12 protein-coding genes and 1 pseudogene are annotated in these 18387 nt (G+C 65.4%); 4 read left to right on the top strand and 9 right to left on the bottom strand.

The annotated features are described in order from the left end of the window. Positions 1-15 precede the first annotated feature (15 nt). Both IFR23_RS11515 and IFR23_RS11510 read left to right on the top strand, forming a co-directional pair. Positions 16-1056: an efflux RND transporter periplasmic adaptor subunit gene (locus tag IFR23_RS11515; protein WP_342344943.1), complete on the top strand. Its 1041-nt coding sequence runs from the start codon at positions 16-18 to the stop codon at positions 1054-1056. Next, positions 1053-4172 carry an efflux RND transporter permease subunit gene (locus tag IFR23_RS11510; RefSeq protein ID WP_192976028.1) on the top strand — a complete coding sequence of 1040 codons (3120 nt, stop codon included), beginning with the start codon at positions 1053-1055 and terminating at the stop codon, positions 4170-4172. The genes IFR23_RS11515 and IFR23_RS11510 overlap by 4 nt, the downstream gene beginning before the upstream one ends. 893 nt (positions 4173-5065) lie before the next feature. On the opposite strand, the gene IFR23_RS11505 is transcribed toward IFR23_RS11510, so the two are convergent. The 9 genes and pseudogenes from IFR23_RS11505 to IFR23_RS11465 form a co-directional block, all read right to left on the bottom strand. Continuing rightward, complete coding sequence (locus IFR23_RS11505; RefSeq protein WP_192976027.1) at positions 5066-5788, bottom strand: FadR/GntR family transcriptional regulator; 723 nt, start codon at positions 5786-5788, stop codon at positions 5066-5068. Next, positions 5785-6537: a helix-turn-helix transcriptional regulator gene (locus IFR23_RS11500; protein WP_192976026.1), complete on the bottom strand. Its 753-nt coding sequence runs from the start codon at positions 6535-6537 to the stop codon at positions 5785-5787. Before IFR23_RS11500 ends, IFR23_RS11505 begins: the two co-directional genes overlap by 4 nt. Positions 6538-6633: 96 nt before the next feature. Then, the gene (locus tag IFR23_RS11495; RefSeq protein WP_197978404.1) at positions 6634-7938 is read right to left on the bottom strand and encodes an MFS transporter; all 1305 of its coding nucleotides are present in this window, start codon (positions 7936-7938) and stop codon (positions 6634-6636) included. Between the two features lie 9 nt (positions 7939-7947). Continuing rightward, positions 7948-8774: pseudogene (locus IFR23_RS11490) on the bottom strand (alpha/beta hydrolase). A gap of 231 nt (positions 8775-9005) precedes the next feature. Beyond that, positions 9006-10409: an FAD-binding oxidoreductase gene (locus IFR23_RS11485; RefSeq protein ID WP_192976025.1), complete on the bottom strand. Its 1404-nt coding sequence runs from the start codon at positions 10407-10409 to the stop codon at positions 9006-9008. A gap of 1 nt (position 10410) precedes the next feature. Continuing rightward, positions 10411-12561 (bottom strand): TonB-dependent receptor, encoded by a 2151-nt coding sequence (locus tag IFR23_RS11480; protein ID WP_192976024.1) that lies wholly within the window; start codon positions 12559-12561, stop codon positions 10411-10413. 129 nt (positions 12562-12690) lie between these two features. Further along, positions 12691-13452 (bottom strand): SDR family NAD(P)-dependent oxidoreductase, encoded by a 762-nt coding sequence (locus IFR23_RS11475; protein WP_192976023.1) that lies wholly within the window; start codon positions 13450-13452, stop codon positions 12691-12693. A gap of 9 nt (positions 13453-13461) precedes the next feature. Then, positions 13462-14946 carry a carboxylesterase family protein gene (locus tag IFR23_RS11470; RefSeq protein WP_192976022.1) on the bottom strand — a complete coding sequence of 495 codons (1485 nt, stop codon included), beginning with the start codon at positions 14944-14946 and terminating at the stop codon, positions 13462-13464. Between the two features lie 131 nt (positions 14947-15077). Continuing rightward, positions 15078-15545: an NUDIX domain-containing protein gene (locus IFR23_RS11465; protein ID WP_192976021.1), complete on the bottom strand. Its 468-nt coding sequence runs from the start codon at positions 15543-15545 to the stop codon at positions 15078-15080. A gap of 207 nt (positions 15546-15752) precedes the next feature. On the opposite strand from IFR23_RS11465, the gene IFR23_RS11460 reads away from it, so the two are divergent. Next, the gene (locus IFR23_RS11460) at positions 15753-16925 is read left to right on the top strand and encodes an alpha-hydroxy acid oxidase (protein WP_192976020.1); all 1173 of its coding nucleotides are present in this window, start codon (positions 15753-15755) and stop codon (positions 16923-16925) included. Between the two features lie 492 nt (positions 16926-17417). Beyond that, a complete protein-coding gene (gene kdgD / locus IFR23_RS11455) occupies positions 17418-18356 on the top strand; it encodes a 5-dehydro-4-deoxyglucarate dehydratase (protein ID WP_192976019.1) in 939 nt (312 codons plus the stop codon). Positions 18357-18387: the final 31 nt, after the last annotated feature.

Genomic DNA, 18387 nt, shown 5'->3' with positions numbered 1-18387 from the left:
TATATCGCCTTGGCCGTGCCAGTACTGGCGTCCGCGACGTTGACGGCATGCCATAGCGCGGAGCCAGATGCCCGCACACGGCCGCCGCTGGTCAGGATCGCCACGCCGGTCGCCGCCAATGCGGCAACGCGCGAGTTCACAGGGGTCGTCGCGGCACGCATCCAGAGCGACCTGGGCTTTCGCGTGGGCGGCAAGGTCACGCAGCGATTGGTCGATACCGGCCAGATCGTGCGCCGTGGCCAGCCGCTGATGCGGATCGACGGAACCGACCTGTCGCTCGCGACCCGCGCGTCGCAGGGAACGGTCGATGCAGCGCGCGCCCGCGCCGAACAGACCGGCGCGGACGAGAAACGATATCGTGACCTGGTCGGCGCAGGCGCCGTCTCCGCGTCCGCCTATGACCAGGCAAAGGCCGCGGCAGACGCGGCGCGCGCGCAACTGAGCGCCGCACAGGCACAGGCTCGCGTCGCGCGCAACGAAACCAACTACACCGTCCTGCTCGCGGATGCCGACGGGACCGTGGTCGAGACGCTGGCCGAGCCGGGACAGGTCGTTGCCGCGGGACAGATCGTCGTCCGTGTCGCCCGATCGGGACCGCGCGAGGCTCTAGTGCAGTTGCCGGAGACGCTGCGACCGCGCCTGGGCTCGACCGCGCGTGCACGTACTTTCGACGGGGCTACCGGCAGCGCGACGCTGCGGCAGCTCGCCGATTCCGCCAATGCCGCGTCGCGGACGTTCGAGGCCCGGTATGTCCTCGCCGGGGCGACCGCGCGTGCGCCGCTCGGCTCGACCGTGACCGTCACGCTTTCAGAGCCCGGCGACGCGGTCGCGACCGAAGTCCCGCTCGGCGCACTCCGCGATACCGGCCACGGGGCCGGTGTATGGATTATCGGTGCCGACGCGCAGCCAAGGATCACATGGCGACCGGTGAAGATATCCGCGATCGGGGAAGAAACCGCCACCGTGACTTCGGGCCTGAGATCGGGTGACCGCTTCGTCGCGATGGGTGCGCATATGCTGCACCAGGGCCAGATCGTCCGGGTTGCCGCACGATGAGTGGCGACGAGCAAAAGGCACCCGGCCGCTTCAACCTGTCGGCGCTCGCTGTCCGCGAACGATCGGTGACATTGTTCTTCCTGATCGCGATCATCATCGCCGGGGTCGTCGCCTTCACCAGGCTGGGGCGCGCGGAAGATCCGAGCTTCACCATCAAGGTGATGACGGTCGTCACCGCATGGCCCGGCGCGACCGCGCAGGAGATGCAGGATCAGGTCGCCGAGCCGCTCGAGAAACGCCTGCAGGAACTGCGCTGGTACGATCGCAGCGAGACGTTCACGCGGCCCGGTCTCGCCTTCACCACGCTGACGTTGCGCGATACCACTCCCCCGAAGGACAAGCCGGAGCAGTTCTACCAGGCGCGCAAGAAGATGAGCGACGAGGCGCCGAGCCTTCCCCGCGGCGTGGTCGGGCCGTTCGTCAACGACGAGTATGGCGACGTCACCTTCGCACTTTACGCGCTGAAGGCTAAGGGCGAGCCGCAACGCTCGCTTGCGCGCGAGGCGGAGACGCTGCGCCAGCGGCTGCTGCATGTGCCCGGCGTCAACAAGATCAACATCGTCGGCGAGCGGCCGGAACGCATCTACGTCGCGTTCGCCGAAGAGCGACTGGCGACGCTGGGCGTCTCACCCCGCAACATCTTCGCCGCGCTTTCGAGACAGAATCTCATCACGCCCGCGGGCTCGATCGAGACCAAGGGACAGCAGGTCGTGGTCCGCCTCGACGGCGCATTCGACGACCTGTCGAAGATCCGCGACCTGCCGATCGTCGCGAACGGCAACACGCTGCGGCTGTCCGAGATCGCCAAGGTCGAACGCGGCTACGAGGATCCCGCAACCTTTCTCATCCGCAGCCAGGGCGAACCCGCCCTGCTGCTCGGCGTCGTCATGCGCGAGGGCTGGAACGGGCTCGACCTCGGCAAAGCGCTGAACGCCGAGGTCGCGAAGATCGGCGACGAACTGCCGCTCGGGATGAGCCTCACGCGCGTCACCGACCAGTCGGTCAACATCACCGACGCGGTCGACCAGTTCATGCACACCTTCCTGGAGGCGCTTGCGATCGTGATGATCGTCAGCCTCGTCAGCCTCGGCTGGCGCGTGGGCATCGTCGTCGCCGCCGCCGTACCGCTGACGCTGGCGGTCGTACTCGTCATCATGTGGGCGACCGGCCGGGTGCTAGACCGCATCACGCTCGGTGCGCTCATCCTCGCGCTCGGCCTGCTGGTCGACGACGCGATCATCGCGATCGAGATGATGGTGGTGAAGATGGAGGAGGGATACGACCGCATCCGCGCGTCGGCCTATGCGTGGAGCCATACCGCTGCGCCGATGCTGGCCGGCACGCTGGTGACCGTGATCGGGCTGATGCCGGTCGGCTTCGCGCAGTCGACGGCAGGCGAATATGCCGGCAACATCTTCTGGGTGGTCGGCTTCGCGCTGATCGCATCGTGGTTCGTCGCGGTGATCTTCACGCCGTACATGGGTGTGAAGATGCTGCCCGCGATCAAGCCGATCGAGGGTGGGCACGCCGCGATCTACCGGACGCCGCGCTACGAAAGGGTCCGCAGCATCATCGCCTGGGCGGTGCGGCGCAAATTGCTGGTCGTATTGGCGACGCTGGGTGCGTTCCTGATTGCAGGCGCGGGCATGGCGCTGGTCAACAAGCAGTTCTTTCCCGCCTCCGACCGTCCCGAGGTGCTGGTCGAGGTCCAGATGCCCAAGGGTACCGCGATCGCGCAGACCGGCGAGGCCGCGAAACAGGTCGAGACGTGGTTGCGCAAACAGCCCGAAGCCAAGGTCGTCACGACCTATGTCGGTCAGGGCGCACCGCGTTTCTTCATGTCGCTGTCGCCCGAGCTGCCCGACCCGTCCTTTGCCAAGATCATCGTCCTGACCGCCGATGAGGAGGCGCGCGACGCCTTGAAGGTGCGGCTGCGTGAGGCCGCGGCGGAGGGGCTCGCGCCACAGGCACGGGTTCGCGCGACGCAACTCGTGTTCGGCCCCTACTCCCCCTTCCCCGTCGCGTTCCGTGTCAGCGGCCCCGATCTCGCAACCGTTCGCGTAATCGCCGACAAGGTGCAGGGCGTGATGCAACGGGATCCGACGATGCGTACCGTCAACGCCGACTGGGGCGACCGTGCGCCCGCGTTGCACTTCGTGCTCGAGCAGGACCGGTTGCGCGCGCTTGGGCTGACATCGAGCGACGTTGCCGAGCAGCTTCAGTTCCTGTTGACCGGTACGACGGTCAGCCAGGCGCGCGAGGATATCCGGACGGTCGACGTTGTGGCGCGGTCCAGTGGCAGCGATCGGCTCGATCCGGCGCGCATCGGCGATTACATGCTGACCGGCTCCAATGGCCAGCGCGTACCCGTAAGCCAGATCGGCAAGCTCGAAGTCCGCATGGAAGATCCGATCCTGCAACGCCGCGACCGATTGACGACGATCGCGGTTCGCGGCGACATCGCCGATGGATTGCAGCCGCCCGACGTATCGACCGCGATGCTCGAGAAGTTGCAGCCGATCATCAAGACGCTGCCATCAGGCTACCATATCGACATGGCCGGCTCGATCGAGGAGGCGGGCAAGGCGAATGCCGCGCTCGCGCCGATCTTCCCGATCATGATAGTGCTGATGATGGTCGTGATCATCCTTCAGGTCCGCAGCTTGTCGGCGATGGCGATCGTTCTGCTGACCGCGCCGCTGGGGCTCATCGGCGTGGTGCCGACGCTGCTCGTCACGGGCCAGCCGTTCGGGTTCAACGCGATCCTCGGTCTGATCGCGCTGGCGGGCATCCTGATGCGCAATACGCTGATCCTGATCGGGCAGATCCACGATCACGAGCGGGAGGGGATGGATCCGTATCATGCGGTGGTGGAAGCCACCGTACAGCGTTCGCGCCCAGTGATCCTGACCGCCCTCGCGGCCGTGCTCGCCTTTGTGCCGCTGATCAGTTCGGTATTCTGGGGATCGATGGCGGTCACGCTGATCGGCGGGACGCTGGGTGGAACGGTCCTGACGCTGGTGTTCCTGCCTGCGCTTTATGCGCTGTGGTTCCGTATAAGGCCGCCTGCGGACAATCAGCGTGAGGCACTCGGATCACGACCCGTCCTGGCGTGATCAAAGAGGCATCGGCCGGGCCGTTCCGGCGTTTATACCGCAACGGACATCTACAGCGGCTTTTCAAAGTCGCAGGAGGGTAGACATGGCACGGGTCTTATACCGGCGGTGCCGACGGACTTGGCCTCGCGACAGCACAGTCACTGCTATCTGACGGGCACCGTGCGGTTCTGCATGCACACTCTACGCAGCGGCTACCGAGCTAAGTGAATTACGCGAGCAGGTCGATGGTTTCGTTATCGGCGACCTGACAAGCGCGCAGGACGTGCACGGAATTGCGAATAGCCGGGTCGGAGTCGGCGGAAGCTACCGAACTCGTCCTGATCCGGGTGATGTCTGTGGAGGTTGCCGGCTCGCACTTGGCGGTTGGAGAGGGTCTTGTGATGACGAATGGAAGCCGTGGTGCAGAGTACACTCAGCGAGACCGCGGTGTGGCTACGGTCGAGGAAATCGGGGAGGCGGAGGACGCGGTGACAGAGTTCGCCAAACGGATTATGGAGAAGTTGGGCGCGCACGGCATTATGACGCTGGGCAGCGACTAATCCGCGCCTGGTTACGACAAGCTGGCCTTTCTGACCCAGAAGCGGATGCTGAGGCGGACTGAAGCCCTTCCAAATTTTGGACGCCCGTTCATGTTAGTGCGAAATTAACTTAAATAGTGTTACTTTGCATTTCCATCAGTCTATAGACAGATTCGATTGAATGGATTTCAGAAGTAAAAAAACTTCTCCTACTTTATCGGCTAGAACTTCGATGGGCTGCCGTTGCAACAGCGATCAGCCGTCGGCTCGCATTAAACAATGACCAACTTTCCCAACTGATATACTTACACTCTAGCCTTCGGAGGCACCCGTTCCGGACGCCTTACTTACATCGCGCTGACCAAATACCGGTTAATTGGCTTCTTCACGACGCGCAAACAGATCTCCGATGGACGCGACGAAATGCGTGCTCATTGCTGCGATCGCCGCTTTCGGGTCACGGTCGGCGATCGCGCGCGCTAGGTTGTGATGGTGCGCCAGCACGGCGGTACGCTGCCGCGTGGTGGTTCGCGTTGCCCAGGCGGCGGGCACCGCGTGGACCATCATCGGAGCGAACGAGCGGACGATCTGCAGGAACAGCATGTTGCGACCCGCCTGCGCGATCGCTTGGTGAAACGCGATGTCGTGGCGGGTCAGCGCATCGACGTCGGTACCGGCCGCTTCCATGGCTTCCGCTAGGCCGACGATCGTCCGCGCCTCGTCGTCGGTGCGTTCGATCGCGGCGAGTTCGGCGGTGCGCAGTTCCAGCGTGCGGCGCACGTCCCAGATCTGCAGCATCGAGATCTGCGCGGTCGCTACCGCGTGATCGAGCGACGTCGCCATCACCGATCCGTCGATCGCCGCTACGCGTGCACGCCGGCCGTTGCCGACGTCGATCAGCCGCAGCGCCGCCAGCGCACCGAACGCCTCGCGGAGGACTGGGCGGCTCACACCGAGTTCTGTTGCAAAATGGCCCTCGGACGGCAGCGTGTCGCCGACCTTCATGTCGTTCGTGCGGATGTGCGTGCGGACCGCGTGGACCGCCTGATCGACGAGCGAGCCGCCCTCGACCAGTCGCAGGCTCGCCGCGCTCATGCCGCGAGCCGCGGTGCGCGCAGCGACGACGGGGTCGCGCCGAACTGCCGGGAGAAGGCTCGCGTGAAGCTGGCATTATTCAAATAGCCGCATTGGTACCCTATCGACGATACTGGCAGGTCGGTCGCGATCAGCATCTGGCGCGCCGCTCCCAGCCGCCTGTCCAGCAACGCGTCGGCGACGGTGCAGGCGAACATGTCGCGGAAGCCGCGCGTAAGCTTAGCCCGGTTCAGTCCACAGGCGCGCGCGATGGAATCGAGCGTCATCTTCTCGCCCCAGCGTTCGTCGATCATCCGCTTCGCCGCGACGATCCGCTGGCTGTCGCGGGCGGACAATTGCCCGGCGCCCGCGAGCGGCACCAGGTCGTCCTCGACGATCCGCTGGAACGTGCTGGACAGGAGCTCGATGCATTTTGCCGAACGATGCGTGCTGCGCCAGGGTTCGGGCAGCGTGCAATCGAGGATCGCGGCGACCATCATCCGCAATTCGCTCGGCAGATGGCACGCGATGTTCGCGTCGGGTGCGTAATCGAAGACCCGCAGGCAGGCGCCACGTTCGACCGCAAGGACGAGGATCGCGCGCTCCTCCGAAGGAACCGTGCCGGTGGTGACGGTGACGTGCGCCGGCGCGTTCTCGCCCACCGTGAAGCAGAGGACCACCGCGTCGGCGGAAACAGCCGTCGGGTCGACCAGGCCCTCGCCGATGAATGCCGCCATCTCGGGCGACACCATGACCCGTTCCTTCTGCATGCTACCCTCGCCCAACACCGATCTCCTGTTCCCGATTGCCGGGATTGGGTCGACCATGCAGCTATCGGATAGCTCGCGCAAGAGCTATCTTACAGGTCAGGCGGTTGCGGATGTCGGCGCGCGACGCATCGCCATCGTGAAGGCGACAACGGAGATCGCGCTGGTCACCACGCCGACGATCGCGAGACCTTGCGCGAGATGCGCCTCGCCGCCCAGCATGCCGCTTGCCGCCGCGACCAGCGTCGGTGCGAGCCCGTAGCCGATTAGCCCGGCGATCGCGATGAACGCGCCGATGCACAACCCGCGGAGTTCGTTGGGAATGAGCACGGTCAATGCCACCGAGGTCACGACACCCGTCACCGCGCCGCACGTCACGAGAAGACCGACGGCGACCCCGAACAGCGGGACCGAGGGCATGATCGGGAACAGCGCGGCAGGCACGCCGACGGTGGCGGCAACGATCGCACCAATCAGCAGGCCACCGCGCCGTCCGCTCTTCTGCCCCCGGTCGGCGGACAGCCCACCGATGATCGCACCCACGACGCCCGAGCCAAAGAGCAGCGTACCCATCCAGCCGGCGAACTGGTCGGGCTGCAGATGAAAAGTGCGCGACAGGACCGGCGAGACCCAGATCCCGGCGGCGGCATCGGCCATCACCACGCTGATCTGGCCGATGAACAACGGGATCAGGAAGACTCGTCGTGTCCAGAGCTCGCCAGCGACGACCTTGAACGGCGCATGCGTGCCCGCCGCGACCTCTTGCCGCGCCGGCTCGCGCAAAAGGAACAGCGGCAGGATGGCAAACACGCTGATGACCGCGAGGCCCAGATGGACGCTGCGCCACGGCATCATGCCTGCGAACCAGGTCGGCGCGTCGCCATGCGCGAACAGGCCGAACAGCGCGCCTGACAAGCCCAGGGCGAGTGCGACACCGAGCGACTTGCCGAGGTTGACGATCAGCATTGCCCTGCCCCGCTGCGTTGGGACGCAGAAGTCTGCGCACAGCGACAGCGCCGCGGTCAACGCGCCTGTCGTGCCGATCCCGGTCAGCATGCGCGCCACGAACAGCACCGGCACGCCCTGCGCGAACGCGGTGAGCACCGTGCCGAGCGTCCACACGAGCGCGAGCGCGATCATCATCCGCACGCGGTTGTAGCGATCGACCAGGATACCGATCGGGATCGAGAACACCGCGAGCGGCAGTGCCGCCGACAGTCCCTGGATCAGGCTCAGCGTATAGTCGCTGAGGTGCAATTCGGCCTTCGCGCCCTCCTGCACCGTCCCGAACGAGCCCATCATCGTGAAGCCGACCGCCATCGCCAGCGCGAGCGCGAGCAACGGCAGCAGCGTCCTTGCGAACGGCGATGAGGTTGCCTCGATCGGTCGGACGAAATCGGTCATGGAAGATCCTTATGCGAGCGCACGGCGCAGTGCCTCGTGGCTGTCGCGGCGCGCCTGTTGCGAGACCGGACCGTCGGCGAAGATGTCGAAGGCGTGATAACCGCCGGGATAGACGTGAAGCTCGACCGGCACGCCCGCGCGGATCAGCCGCGTCGCGTAGTCGATGTCCTCGTCGACGAAGAGATCGAGCGCACCGGTCGCAATATAGGTACGCGGCAGGTTGCCGAGGTTTGTCGCGCGGGCGGGTGCCGCGTAGGGCGAGACGTCGTCGCCACCGGGCGCGTGGCCGAGCAACGAACTCCAGCCGAAGCGATTGCTCTGCGCAGTCCAGATGAACTCGCCGGCGTACGGATGCGGCGATGTGGTGCAGGTACGATCGTCGAGCATCGGATAGATCAGATGCTGGAACGCTAATGCATGTTCCCCACGGTCGCGCACCATCAGCGCCAGCGCCGCGGCATACCGCCGCCTGCGCTCTGCCCCATCACACCGAGCCGGGTCGGATCGAACCCGAGCATATCGGCATTCGCGATCGTCCAGGCGAGCCCGGCATAACAATCTTCGATCGGGCCGGGGAAATTCGTCTCGGGCGCCAGGCGATACTCGACCGACACCATCATACATTGCAGGTCCGCGATCAGCGGGCGGACCAACGGATCATATTCGCTGACCTTGCCCATCACATAGCCGCCGCCGTGGATGTGATAGATGCAGGGCAACGTGCCGGTGACGCCCGCCGGGCGGTACACGTGGAGGTCGATATCGGGTGCGCCCGCAGGTCCCGGAACGGTGTGGATCTCGAGCGTCGCCAGCGACTCGTCGGCCGGCGGCAGCATCGACGGCCGGTCGCGCATCGCCGGCAGGATATCCGCGGTGAGCGAAATCTGCGGCATCATTTCCAGCAACGGGCGGAGGGTGGGATCGACGAGGTGCAGGCTGTCCATATCAAGTCCTTCTTCCCCCTCCGGCATGCGGGAGGGGTCGGGGGTGGGTCGGCTCGCGGCGAACCCTAGCGCTTGCCCATCAGCCCACCACCCCCGCCCCTCCCTTCCAGGGAGGCGAGCGAGTTAAAACGCGAAGATCTTGCCCGGGTTGAACAGGTTGTCAGGATCGAGCGCATGCTTCAGCGTCCGCATCAGATCGACCGCATCGCCCAGTTCCGCGACCAGCCAATCCTGCTTGCCGATGCCGATGCCGTGCTCGCCGGTGCAGGTGCCGTCCATCGCCAGCGCGCGCTCGACCATCCGTGCGTTGATTGCCGACACCTCGGCCAGTTCCGCCTCGGACTCTGGATCGATCGAGAAGACGACATGGAAATTGCCGTCGCCGACATGGCCGAGAATGGTTGCAGGCACTGACGAGGCCTGGAGGTCGGCCTTGGTCTCGCCGATGCACTCCGCCAGGCGGCTGATCGGCACGCACACGTCGGTCGCCCAGCCGACCGCGCCGGGGCGCAGGTTGACCGCCGCGTAATACGCCTCGTGCCGCGCCTTCCACAGCTTCGAACGTTCCTCGGGCAGGTTCGACCAGCGGAAGTCGCCGCCGCCGTTTGCCGCCGCGAGTTCGCGGACCGTCTCGGCCTGTTCGTCGACATAGCGCGGCGAGCCGTGGAATTCGAAGAACAGCGTCGTCAGTTCGGGATAGTCGAGCTTGGACCAGGCGTTGACCGCCTTCATCTGCATGTCGTCGAGGATCTCGACGCGAGCGAGCGGCACGCCGATCTGGATCGCCTGCACCACCGTATCGACCGCGCCGTTCAGCGTGTCGAAGCTGCACACCGCGGACGAGATCGCCTCGGGTATCCCATGAAGCCGCAGCGTCACCTCGGTGATGATGCCGAGCGTCCCCTCGGAACCGACGAACAGTCGGGTCAGGTCATACCCCGCCGCCGACTTGCGCGCGCGGCGGCTGGTGCGGATCTCGCGGCCGTCGGGCGTCACCACGCGCAGGCTCAGCACAGCCTCGCGCATCGTGCCGTAGCGCACCGCGTTGGTGCCGCTCGCCCGCGTTGCGGCCATCCCGCCGATCGTCGCATTGGCGCCGGGATCGATCGGGAAGAACAACCCCAGGTCGCGGATATGCTCGTTCAGCTGCTCGCGGCGGACCCCCGCCTGCACCGTGCAGTCGAAATCCTCGGCGTTGACCGTGACGATCTGTGTCATCTCGGACAGGTCGACAGAAATGCCGCCGTGCACCGCCAGCGTGTTGCCCTCGATCGAGGTGCCTGCCCCGAACGGCACGATCGGCACCTTGGCGGCGGTGCACAGCTTGACGAGATCGACCACCTCCGCGGTCGATCGCGCAAAGACGACCGCGTCGGGCAGCATCGGTGCGAAATGCGCCTCGCTGCTGCCGTGGTGAAGCCGCATCGCGTCGCTCATCTGGAGCGCATCGCCGAACCGCTGCTTTAGCGCCGCGACGAATGCGGGGTCGAGCGGCGCGCGCTTTATGGGGTCGAAATGCATGGTCATCCTAGAACCGGAAGCTCGCGCGCACGCCGTAGCGGCGGCGGTCGCCCTGGATCGCGAGGTTCGCCGCCAGCGGTGCGAGCCCGGCGCGGACCAGCGCCGATTTGTCGATATAGCTTTCGATGAACTTGGTGTTGAACAGGTTCGTGCCGAACGCCGTGACGGTCAGGCCGCTGGAGAAACGGAAGCCGAGCGACGCATTGGTGATCGCATAGGCCGATAGTTTCGGCGCGACATTGGGGTCGAGCGAGGAGCCGATGCGGCTGCCCTTGCCGAAGATCCCGGCGTCGAGCAGCACCGCGTTGGCGCCGACTGGGACAGTATAGGTCGTGTTGAAGTTGAAGTTGTAATCGGGCGTGAAGATGATCCGGTCGCTCGATACGTGGACGCCGGTGGTCGCGAAATACTGACTGTCGTCGGTGATGCGGGCGTGGAGATAGGACGCGCCGGCATCGATCCGCCACTGGTTCGTCACGCGAAGATGCGCCTCGACCTCAGCACCGTAGCTCTCAACCGTGCCGGTGTTGAGGTTGATCGCGACGAACCCGCCGGTCTCACTCGGTGCCAGCGAGTTCTGGCCGATGAAGTCCTTATAGTCGTTGTAGAACACGTCCGCGTTGATCGTCAGGCGACGGTCGAACGCATCGAATTTCGTACCGAGTTCATAGGTCCAGACATTGTCCCCCTTGTACGTCGCGTCCTGCGGCCGCGTGCCAGGTCCGTTCTGGCCGCCGCCGCGAATACCCTTGGCGACCGATGCGTAGCTCATCACCGCCGGCGTCCAGTGCTGCGTCAGCGTGACGCGTGGCTGGAACTGGTCCTTCTTGTAGTCGGGCGCGGAATAGGGCGTCGTGCCGTTGACCTGGCTCGCGACCAGCTTCTGGTGATCGTAGCGCCCACCGACCGCGAGATCGAGCGTGCCCATCTTTAAGAACGCTGTCGCGAAGATCGCGCGCGTATCGTTGCGGACATAGGTCGACGATGGCGTGGTCGATGCCGGCGCCGGGAAGGTCGGCCCCAACAGCGCGCGGAAATCGATCGTCGTCAGCTGATCGCTCGTCTGCGTGTAGCGGTTGCCGTACAGCCCGATCAACGTCGAGAACGCATCGCTCCACTGCGTATCGAAGCGCAGTTCGGCGGTCTTCGTCTTGAGCGTAGACGTACCGCTCGCGCGCAACAGGTCGACAACGCTGTAGTCGCCATCACCGGTCGTGGAGAGATCCTTCTCGTTGTAGGCGCCGATCGCGGTGATCTTGGTTTTTAGCGAAGCGACGTCGAACTCGCCCTTCACGCTCGCGCCGTAATAATCGATCACCGCGCGGTTCAGGACGTTGGTCGCGCCGTCGAGGCGGTAATCGGTCGGCCCGGCGACGTGGATGTACGACGTGCTGCCGCCGGCGGCCTGGTCGTAGTTGCCGTTGACGGTGAACACCGCCCAGTCGGCGGGCGTGAAGCGGAGCGTGCCGCCGATGCTCTGCTGCTTCAGCGGGTTCATGTCGCCGATCGTCAGCGTGTTGCGCATGAAGCCGTCCTGCTCATGATAGGACGCGCCGATCCGGAACTGGAGCAGATCACGCACGATCGGCCCGCTGACCGAGCCCGAGACCGAAGCGTAATTGTCGGTGCCGGCGATCGCTGCGTCGAACCGGCCTTCCCATTCGTTGCCCGGCTGCCGCGTGATGACGTTGATCGCGCCGCCCAGCGTGTTGTTGCCGAACAGCGTCCCCTGCGGCCCGCGTAGCACCTCGATCCGCGCGACATCGACGATCGGCGAGTTCAGGTATGAGGTGTTCGGCTGATAGACGCCGTCGATGAAGATCCCGACGCCCGGCTGTACCGTGTCGATCAGCGTCGTGCCGATCCCGCGGATCGAGACGAACGCACGACCGACGCTGTCCGAATTAATGTTGAGGCCGGGCGTGTAGGACGCGATGTCCTTGACCGTGTTGACCTGGAGCTCCTTCAGCCGATCGCCGGTGATCGCGGTGACTGCGATTGGCACGTCCTTCAGCGATTCCTGGCGCTGGCGGGCGGTGATGATGATGTCATCGGAACTTGCGGGCTGCGTTGGCTTGGTCGCGTCCTGCGCCAGGGCCGGCGTGGTCGTGAAAGCGGCGGCGGCACATCCTGCGGCGAGCAATGTCTTGAAGCGCATTGGATCCTCATCCCTGTAGAGCGCCGATCCATCGCCGGCTACTTCTAGGATCGAAGCTATCCGATAGCTTACCTGTATGAAAGGTCTGTCGCTGTGCCGTCCGGCTCACGGACTTCGCCGATCGGTGCGCTACCAGCAGCTGTAACCGCCATCGGCCAGGACGATGCTGCCGGTCATCAGGCTGGCCGCATCGGAGGCAAGGAACGCAACGATCGACGCGACTTCTTCGGGTTCGCCGAGACGACCCTGCGGCGTGCCGTCGATCCAGCGCTTGTACATTTCGCCCTCGCGGTCCGCGAAGCCGTTGAGGACGGTGTTGATATAGGTCGGCGCAACCGCGTTGACGCGCACGCCGCGCGGCGCCCATTCGGCGGCAAGGCTCCTGGTCAGCTGGTGCACTGCGGCCTTCGACGCGTTGTAATAGCTCTGCGGTTGCGGTCGGTTGACGATGAAGCCGCTCATCGACCCGACATTGACGATCGCACCCTTCCCCGCCGCCAGCATGTGCCGGCCAAAGGCGCGCGCGCACCAGAAGGTGCCGTTGAGATTGACGTCGAGCACGTTCAGCCAATGCTCGTCGGCGACGTCCTCCGCTGGGGTTTCACTGCGCGCGATTCCGGCATTGTTGACCAAGATATCGATCGCCCCGAGCTGATTGGCAACGGTGGTCACGCGCGCGGAATCGGTAACGTCCATCGCGATACCGTCGACCGCGTAGCCCTTGCCTGAGAGCGCGGCATGTCCTGCCGCGATCGCCGTCTCGTCGCGATCGGCGATCGTTACGCGGGCGCCCATCTCCGCCAGCGCCTCGGCACACGCCAGACCAATCCCCGCCGCGCCACCCGTCACGAGGGCACGGCGGCCGGTCAGCTTCAATCGTTCGAGATACATGGTCGGTCCTCAGGGTAGGAAGGGTGCGGCCGGCATGACCGGCTCATGCCGCGCCTCCTGCCGGACAAGCGAATAGACCTGCCGCGTTTCGGCATCGAATTCGACCCAGGGCAGGCGGCCGTCGGTCGCGAACCGGATCCACAGCGCGTGCATCCGTTCGGCAAGATCCTGCGGTGGATTGGGTCCGCACAGACCCTGCTCGCCGCTCGCGCACGCCAGGGTGTCGAACACGAACGGCAGCTCCATGCCGTGCGACGCGCCAAGCTCGCCGCCGAACATCGGCGAGCGCCAGTCGAACTCGTACATGTGCGTGCGCCCCGTGTGCGCCTCCGCAAACCGCCGCGCGGGCCAGCGAAAGACGAGATCGTTCATCGCATCGGTCAGCGCCTGCCCCGGCTTCCTGCCCTTCGTCCCGATCCCGTACGCCTTCAGCACTTTGCGCGCCTGCGGTTGCGACTTGTGGAGGACATAGGTTGCCAGCAACCGGCCGATCTTGTCGCGTACGCCGGTGGGGACGAGATACAGGTTCATCTCCTCGGCATTGGTCCCAATCAGCAGGTCCACCTCCGCGCCCGCGCCGTTCGCCAGCGCATCGAGCGGACGCTCCGGCAGCACGTCGTCGCCGTGGACGGGGACGAAGCGGCTGATTCCGAACACCGGTTCGTGGCCCGCCTCGTCGCGCAGATTGATCCGCGCAGTCGGTGCCGATACCGCCTCGACCGCGTCGATCAGGCGGTCATACGCTACGCTGCCAAAACCGGCCGCGTCGGGCGTGATCTTCAGGATCTTCGCGAGCTTCTTCACCAGCCGCTGCATCACCGGGACTGACCGCGTCATTCCGCCATGGCCGCTCTGGACGATCGCGCGCCGGAACAATCCCTTGGCGAGCGGCGAGGCGATCAGGTCGGCGATCGCCATCGCGCCGGCGGACTCACCGAACACCGTGACGTTGTCCGGATCGCCGCCGAACGCGGTTATGCCGTCCCGCACCCATGTCAGCGCAGCGATCATGTCGCGCAGGCCGAGGTTGGTTGGCACGCCCGGGATTGGCAGGAAGCCGTCCACGCCCATGCGGTAGTTAATCGCGACGCAGATCACGCCATCGCGCGCGAACGTGCTGCCGTCCTGTACCGGCGCATCCTTGCTGCCGATCACGAACCCGCCGCCGTGGATGAACACCATCACCGGCAGGCCAGTCCGGTCGTCGTCGGGGCGCCAGATATTTGCCGTCAGATAGTCGTCGCCCGGCGCCCAGCCCTCGCCGATCAGCGGTACGGTATCGAGGCCGGGAAACGCCTTGGTCCGCTGCGGCGCGTTGGGGCCGGCCAATGTCGCGTCGCGTACGCCGTGCCACGGCACGACCGGTTGTGGCGGCGCGAAGCGGTTGGCGCCCACCGGCGCCGCGGCGTAGGGCACGCCGAGGAACCGCCGTACGTCGCCCGCGGCACTCCCTTGCACGATACCGTCGGCGGTCGAGACGATGGGTGGGCTCACGATGTTCTCTCCTCCCGACCGCGGCTCCGGTCGGAGGGCAAAGGTAGCAGCCCGGCAACGCACGTCGCGAACTCACGTTATGCCCATCGTTGCTTTCGTCGTGCAGTCCGGCGGGCCGGCGAGCGCCCGCATTACCAGGCCCCGGTTCCGGTCGCCCCCTGCCGGTATTCGGCGATGCGCCGTCGGGTCGCAGGCGATGTCGCCTCCGGGAGGTCGTCCACCGGGAACCAGCCAGCCTGTTCGATCTCCCGAAGGTCGGCACGGTATAGTATCCCGCTCGCCGCGGTTCGCACGACGAAGATCACGATGTGGTCGTCCTTGCCCTCCCCGCGGCTGTGATAGACGCCGAGCACCCGCTCGATCACCGGGTCGGCAATCGCCACTTCCTCGGCAAGCTCGCGCATCAGCGCGGCGGCGATACTCTCGCCCCTCTTCACGCCGCCGCCCGGCAGATACCAGTGATCGGCATAGGTGTGCCGCACCAGCGCAACCCGCCCGTCCCGATCCAGCAGGAGCGCGCGAACACCGATCGTGCGCGGCTTGCCGATCCGCCATACGAGCCTCGCTATCCTGCCGATCAATCGATGACGTACACCCACGCGTCTATCCCTCTGCCTTTATCGACTCGTCCCAAGGTACCCGAGAACTTGGTGTACGCCCGATGCCGTTGGGAGGCACAACCAAGCAGCGGACGGGCACAGCGAATGGTTTTGTAGCTCGCTCCGAATGCGGTCAGATTGAAATGGCTTCCCCGACATCCTGATCACGGGAGCAATCCGCACCGACTTCAACCAGTGGCAGGCCCCATGACGCGACTTCAACGTGCGAACAACATCGCCGATCTGCGCTTGATGGCACGCAAACGGCTGCCGCGACCGATCTTCGACTATATCGACGGTGGTGCCGACGACGAGGTGTCGCTGCGCCGAAACGTCGACGCGTTCTCGCACTACGAGTTGGTGCCGGACGTGCTGAACGATGTTTCGGCTATCCGGACCGGCACGACGCTGTTCGGACAGCCATCACGCTGGCCGCTGATGCTGGCGCCGACCGGGCTTACCCGGATGTTCCACGGCCATGCCGAACTCGCGGTCGCGCGCGCGGCCGCGCGGCACGGTATGCTCTACAGCCTGTCGACGATGGGAACGACGCGGCTGGAAGACCTTGCCCAGGCGTTTGCCGGGCCAAAGGTCTTCCAGATCTATATCTTCAAGGACCGCGGCCTGACCGCGGAGTTCGTCGCGCGCTGCCGGGACGCGGGCTTTCACGGGCTGGCGCTGACCGTCGACACGCCCGTCGCCGGCAACCGCGAGCGAGACCGACGCAGCGGACTGTCGCTGCCGCCCAAGCTGACGCTCAAGTCGTTGCTGAGCTTCGCGCGTCATCCCTCCTGGTCGCTGCCCGCGCTGACGGGATCGAAATTCGATCTTGCGAACGTCAGTCACAAGATCGACGCGCTGGCATCGGGGCCGATGAGCCTGTTCGACTATATCGGCGGCCAGTTCGATCGTTCGGTCGGTTGGCGCGACGTCGAATGGCTCGCGCGCGAGTGGAACGGTCCACTCGCGATAAAGGGCGTGATGACGCCCGACGACGCGCGGCGCTCGATCGCGTCGGGCGCGACCGGCGTGATGGTATCGAACCACGGCGGACGCCAGCTCGATGGATCACCCGCGCCGGTCGACCAGATCGCTGCGGTACGCGACGCGGTGGGCGATGCGCCGGACGTCATCTGCGACGGCGGCATCAGGCGCGGGTCGGACGTGGTGAAGGCGTTGGCGCTAGGAGCGACCGCCTGTTCGATCGGGCGCCCCTATTTGTACGGCCTGGCAGCGGGCGGAGAGGCAGGCGTTGACCGCGCGCTGACGCTGTTGACCGAGGAAATCGAGCGCACGCTGACGCTGGCCGGCGTCAATGACGTCGCATCCCTGTCCCGCCGCCATGTTCGGAATCGGGAAAACATGCGCGATACGGCGTAGTTTTCGGCACGAATGGGATCGCCATGTTTACATCCGCTATCGAGCAGGCTTATCGACGTGTGGCTATCCGACGCCTGTCACCTTGAGCGGCCCTGATGTGTTTCGGCATAGGTGTACGCAAGAAAAACCAGCCTCATTGACCGATTGACGATCTAAATCTCGGGCACTCGCCGACATCTGCAAAAAAAGATTTAGAGTTGACTCATAAGCGGACGCTCAGAACATCGGGACAACTCACCAACTCCGGCCGCTTGTTCATGTCCACGGCGATCACTACTCTTTGGAACGACGTGACCTGGGACGAAGCCGCCATTTATGGACTCGACAGCGAACGTCACATAGCAGTTTGATCGGTACAATTGCGCCGATCAAGCCACTGCGTGCATCGATCTAGCGCGCCTTTGGTTTGGACCCGCGTCGTCCCGCGACCTACCACCACCCTCGAAACGGCCGCGACCTGAGAGCGGCCAGACGATCGAGGGGATGCACGTTATGACGACCATGAGCCCGACCGAGATGGCGCAGCGCCTTGGCGGCGGATTGCTGTCGTTCCCTGTCACCCATTTCGATGCGGAGGGTGCGTTCGTCGAGGACGACTATCGCAAGCATTGCGCATGGATGCTCGAGCACGAACTGTCCGGCCTGTTCGCGGCGGGCGGCACGGGCGAGTTCTTTTCGCTGACGCCAGCCGAAGTCGCGCAGGTTGTCGGCGCCGCGGTGGCCGAAGCCGGCGGGCGGCTGCCGGTGATCTCGGGCTGCGGCTACGGCACCGCGATCGCCACCGGGATCGCGCGCGATGCGGAGAAGGCGGGCGCGGACGGCCTGTTGCTGCTGCCCCCCTATCTGGTCGGATCGAAGCAGGAAGGGCTTGCCGCTCATGTCGAGGCGGTCTGCAAGGCGACCGGGCTCGGCGTGATCGTCTACAACCGCGACAATGCGATCCTGGACGACGAGACGCTGGCGGGCTTGTGCGACCGCAATCCCAATCTTGTCGGCTTCAAGGACGGCGTCGGTGACATCGAGCTCATGACGCGCGTCTATGCGCGGATGGGCGACCGGCTGACCTATATCGGCGGCCTGCCGACCGCCGAGACGTTCGCGACGCCGTATCTGACGATGGGCGTCACGACCTATTCGTCGGCGATCTTTAACTTCCTGCCCGAATGGGCGCTGGCCTTCTACAAGGCGGTGCGCGCCGACGACCGGGTCGAGGTGCTGAACCAGCTCCGCGATTTCGTGCTGCCGTACATCACGCTGCGCAACCAGGGCCGCGGCTATGCGGTGTCGATCGTCAAGGGGGGCATGCGCGTCGTCGGACGCGATGCCGGGCCGGTGCGCTCGCCGCTGACCGATTTGTCCGCAGCCGAGGACGAGCGGCTCCGCGTGCTGATCGAGAAGGTTGCCCCCGCTGCTCTCGCCAAGGCGGCGTGACAGCGGGCGAAAATCAATGGATAGTCCGGCG

The organism is Sphingomonas sp. CFBP 13603, from assembly GCF_014892665.1.
Taxonomy (GTDB): Bacteria; Pseudomonadota; Alphaproteobacteria; order Sphingomonadales; family Sphingomonadaceae; genus Sphingomonas.
Note: the sequence above shows the minus strand (reverse complement) of the source record. Positions and strands in the feature narration are given on the sequence as shown.